Below are 4,251 nucleotides of genomic sequence, written 5' to 3'. Positions count from 1 at the left end.
AGGGCGAACTGCGACTGGCCGAACGGCGCGGGCGAGCCCAGCGCCTGCGCCACCGCGCCCTTGTCGACACCCGCGCCGTCCAGCAGCGCGCGGCGCCGGCAGCCCGGGTTCGCGGCGAGGGCGGCCAGCGCCCGCGCGTCCAGCGGGCGCTGCGGCACCTCGGTACCGCCGCGCAGCTCGGCGAGCCGCCGCGGCGAGGCGTGCGCCCGCTGTGGGGCCTGCGGCCGGTCCGGCGGGTCCGGCGGGGTCTGCTTCGGCAGCGAGGAGCGTGTCATCGGATGTGGCCTCGGTGGAGGGTGCGGTTCCCGTCCGGAAGTCTCGCATCCCCCGCTGACAACGCGCCCGCATCTGACGGAACCGTTGCACGGAACCGCCCCGGCACGGCCCCGGAACCGCCCCGGGAACGCCCCCGGGCCGCCCGCCCGCCCCCGCCAGGAAGGCCCGCCGGGGGCTGCGCGAAGATGGAGGGAGCGGTTCCGGACAGACCGGAGCAGCCGAAGTCGTCACGTCCGAGAGGTCCTCATGGCAGCGCGCATCCTCCTCGTCCGGCACGGTCAGACGGAGTGGTCGGTGACCGGCCAGCACACCGGCAGGACGGACCTCCCGCTGCTGGACGAGGGCCGCCGGACGGCGAAGCTGCTGGGGGAGCGGCTGCACCGCGCCCCCTGGATGGGGCTGACCGGCGTCGAGGTGCGCACCAGCCCCCTCTCGCGGGCCCGGGAGACGTGCGAGCTGGCGGGCTTCGGCGGCGCCCCGCGGTGGGACGCGCTCATGGAGTGGGACTACGGCGACTACGAGGGACTGACCTCTCCGCAGATCCGCGAGCGCGCCGGGGACGACTGGTTCATCTGGCGGGACGGCGTCACCGGCGGCGAGAGTCTGGCCGAGGTCGGCGAGCGGGCCGACGAGGTGGTGCGGTGGGCCCGCTCGGCCGACCGCGACGTGCTGGTCTTCGCCCACGGCCACATCCTGCGCGTCCTGGGCGCCCGCTGGCTCGGCTACGAGCCGTCGTTCGCGGCCCGCCTGAAGCTGGACCCCGCCTCGCTGTCCGTCCTCGGCTGGGCCTACGGCGCCCCCGCCGTCGAACGCTGGAACGACACCGGCCACCTGGACTGAGGCCCGGTCCGCTCCGCCGGAACCGGCGGGGCCGCTGCCGGGTGCCGCCGCGCCATGAGACGGCGGGACACAGCGCGGGCACGGTCCGCCGGTACCGGCGGACCGCCCGGTACATCGGTGCGGTCAGCTCCCGGCCCGCCGGTACCGGCGCCGCGCCCGGTACGGTCGGTGCCCGGTACGCCGGTACGGTCCGCACCAGTCACCGGCAGCCGTCACGGGCAAACTCGACACCGGCGGCACTCGTCACCGGTGCCCGCACCGGCCGCGGCGGGCGGTCAGGCCGTGGCCCTCGCCTGCCGGTGCAGGAAGTCCGCCACCGCGGGCTCCGCGCGGTAGGCTCGCAGCCGCCCGGCCAGGGCTCCCAGCATCGTGCTGATCCGGGTGGACTGGACGGGGCCGAGGAACTCCAGGGCCCGCGTTCCGGCCGCCGCCGCGCCCTCGGCCTCGCCGCGCGCGGCCAGGTCGCCCGCGAGTTCGGCGGTGAACAGCGCGCGGTTGCGGGTGAAGTGGGGCCGCTGGAGCCGTACGGCGCGTTCGGCGTGCTCGGCGGCGCGCTCCCAGTCGCCCAGCGCCGACCAGCACTGCGCCTCCAGGCCCTCCAGTTCGGCCTCGCCGAAGAAGGTCATCCACTCCGGGTCGTCGTCGGTGGTGCCCCGCGCGAAGAGCCGCTGGGCGCGGGCGAGGGCCTGCCGGCAGCCGGAGCGGTCCCCGAGCCCGGCCCAGCCGCCCGCCTCGCGCAGCGCGAGCAGCGACAGCAGGTGGTAGGAGCCCAGTTCCCTGGCCGCCTGCTGGCCGGCCTGCGCGGCGCGTACGGCCTCGCGGGGGCGGCCCGCGTCCCGGGCGAGGAAGGCGGTGTTGCAGAAGGCGTGCGCCTCCAGCGCCGCGTCCTGGGCGACGCGTGCGGTGGCCAGCGCTTCGGCGTAGTGGGAGCGGGCGTCGCCGTAGCGGCCCGAGTCGTGGGCCAGCCAGCCGACGGAGATGGCCAGTTCGCCCGCGCCGGCGTGCAGCCGGTCGGCCACCGACGCGCTGCGGGCGCCCGCGTCCAGCAGTTCGTAGGCGGCGCGCAGCGAGGCGCCGGCCTGGTGGTAGAGGCCGGCGCCGCCGTGCCGGTCGTCGAGCAGCCGGATCCGCCGTACGGCCTCCTCGACGGCTGCGGCCTCGGTGTCTCCCGCGCGGGTGGGCGGGGCGGGGCGCGCCGGCGGTCCGGCGGCCAGGGCGCCGGGGGCGGCGCCCAGTGAGGCGGTGGCCAGTGCGGCGGGTCCGCCTGTCATGAAAGCGCGACGTAGCACGTCGCTCTCCTCGTGGTGCTCGGGACAGTCGGGGAACGCGATGAGTCCGGTGCTGTCGGGGTGGTCGGTGGGTGGGGGGAGTGGGCCGAGCGGGGGTTCGACGCAGCGCACGGTGGTCTGGCGGGGCGCTTCCCGCCCGCCCCGCGCCCCGTGAGAGCGCGCCGCGCGACCGCGGACCGACTCCCGGGGCGCGAAGCCCATGTCCATGAGCGAGTAGCCCGGAAACATGTGCAGAAACACCCGCTCGTAGGCGTAGTTGGGGCACCGGATCTCGCCCGCCTCGACGCGGCCGATGTACCGCGCGTCGCACGAGACCTGTTCACCGATCTCACGTGCCGCGCGCCGTACGTTCGCCGCGAACTCTCCGGGCGAGAGGTGTCCCCTCAGCGCCCTGAACGCGGTGTTGGGGGCGTGCTGCGGCCGGGGTGACGCTGGGGGTGACGTAGGTGACGACGCCATGGCGGAAACGTACCGGCTGTGACGGGCCCCACACCGAGGGTTTGGCTACAAACGGGATATCTCACCCTGCTTCTGCCATGAAGTGCCATCCAATGCGCTGGTTCGCCGCCGTAGCTGTTGACGAAGACAGCCGTTGGACCCGGTACAGCGACCGCGAGGAGGCGTCTGAGTTGTTGGACAGTGGCGTAGGCGGCGGCACCGACGGCACTCCTGCCGGGCCGGGGCCCGATTCCGGGCCGGCCCCCTGCGACCTGGTGACCGTGCCGACGCGGCACGGACTGGAGGCCGCCGACATCCTCAGGCTGCGGGACGGCATGGGGCCCGTCCTCCATGACCGCTCGGGCGACACCCTCGGCTTCCTGGTGCCGCCGGGCACCGCCGACGGCTGGGACCTGCCGGGCAGCGCCTGTACGCAGACCTGCGGCCCCGGGACGCGTGCCGCCGCGAACGAGCCGCCCGTGGCCGGCACCGGCTGGCTGGTGCCGCCCTCCGTGGCGGAGGCGCGTGCGACGGAACCGGCCGAACTGCGGGCGGCGCTCGGTGAGGCGGCCCGCACGCTGGAGGCCGCCCGGCGGGTGTGACCGCCGGCGCCGGGCGCGGAACCCTCGCGCCCGGCGCCGCCCGAACGCGCCGCGGGCCCGTGCCGGATACTGGGGGTATGGCGCGGGGAAGCAGGCGGCGCGGACGGGAAGCCGTCGTCGCGGAAGTCGGCCAAGGGACGGCCTCGTTGGTGCCGGACCCGGAACGGCCCCGGGGCTGGTCGCTCCTCCTGGACGAGGCGCCGCAGTCGTACGTGGACCTGGACGACCCGACCCACCTCGGCTTCGAGTACCAGCACCGGCTGGGCCACGTCGTGGACCTGCTCGCCCCGCCCGGCCGCCCCGTGCGGGCCGTGCACCTGGGCGGCGGCGCCCTCACGCTGGCCCGCTACGTGGCCGCCACCCGGCCGCGCTCCACCCAGCAGGTCGTCGAGGTGGACACCGAGCTGACCCGGCTGGTGCGCACGCACCTGCCGCTGGAGGGCCCGTGGCGCATCCGGGTGCGCGGCGGTGACGCGCGCGAGGTGCTGGAGAGGCTGCCGCAGGGGTGGGCCGACCTGGTCATCGGCGACGCGTTCGGCGGCGCCCGGACGCCCGCCCACCTCACCAGCGTGGAGTTCCTGCACGAGGTGCGCCGCGTGCTGCGCCCGGCCGGCTGGTACGCGGCCAACATCGCCGACGGCGCGCCCCCGGACCACCTGCGCGCCCAAGTGGCCACGGCCGCCGCCGTCTTCACCACCCGCTGCCTGCTCACCGACCCCGCGGTGCTGCGCGGGCGGCGGTTCGGCAACAGCGTGCTGCTGGCGGCCGACGGCCCCCTGCCGGTCGCCGAGCTGACCCCGGCTGAC

Annotated in this window: 4 protein-coding genes and 1 pseudogene; 3 read left to right on the top strand and 2 right to left on the bottom strand. The window is 76.4% G+C overall.

Annotation, left to right across the window (positions count from 1 at the left end; translation table 11 throughout):
- Positions 1–275, bottom strand: a pseudogene (locus FM076_RS33655) (hypothetical protein); the annotation flags it as partial.
- 247 nt (positions 276–522) lie between these two features.
- Here FM076_RS33655 and FM076_RS11805 point away from each other — a divergent pair.
- The gene (locus FM076_RS11805) at positions 523–1,116 is read left to right on the top strand and encodes a histidine phosphatase family protein (RefSeq protein WP_173870103.1); all 594 of its coding nucleotides are present in this window, start codon (positions 523–525) and stop codon (positions 1,114–1,116) included.
- 275 nt (positions 1,117–1,391) lie between these two features.
- Here the strand turns inward: FM076_RS11805 and FM076_RS11800 are convergent, their stop codons facing one another.
- Positions 1,392–2,864, bottom strand: a complete 1,473-nt coding sequence (locus FM076_RS11800; protein ID WP_173870101.1) for a tetratricopeptide repeat protein — start codon at positions 2,862–2,864, stop codon at positions 1,392–1,394.
- A 92-nt stretch (positions 2,865–2,956) separates the two neighbouring features.
- Here FM076_RS11800 and FM076_RS11795 point away from each other — a divergent pair, with 92 nt between their 5' ends.
- Together FM076_RS11795 and FM076_RS11790 are read left to right on the top strand one after the other, a co-directional pair.
- A complete protein-coding gene (locus FM076_RS11795) occupies positions 2,957–3,445 on the top strand; it encodes a hypothetical protein (protein ID WP_180218249.1) in 489 nt (162 codons plus the stop codon).
- Between the two features lie 77 nt (positions 3,446–3,522).
- The coding region (locus FM076_RS11790; RefSeq protein WP_173870099.1) for a spermidine synthase at positions 3,523–4,251 on the top strand (729 nt) is incomplete at its 3' end.

It is taken from the genome of Streptomyces albus subsp. chlorinus (assembly GCF_013302895.1).
GTDB classification, from domain to species: domain Bacteria; phylum Actinomycetota; class Actinomycetes; order Streptomycetales; family Streptomycetaceae; genus Streptomyces; species Streptomyces chlorinus.
The sequence above is the reverse complement of the archived record's forward strand: the minus strand, read 5'-3'. Positions and strand labels throughout refer to the sequence as shown.

Bases quoted from the DNA above. Each gene is read 5' to 3' on its own strand.
- FM076_RS11805 (WP_173870103.1), top strand. From the start codon at position 523: ATGGCAGCGCGCATCCTCCTCGTCCGGCACGGTCAGACGGAGTGGTCG.
- FM076_RS11800 (WP_173870101.1), bottom strand. From the start codon at position 2,864: ATGGCGTCGTCACCTACGTCACCCCCAGCGTCACCCCGGCCGCAGCAC.
- FM076_RS11795 (WP_180218249.1), top strand. From the start codon at position 2,957: ATGCGCTGGTTCGCCGCCGTAGCTGTTGACGAAGACAGCCGTTGGACC.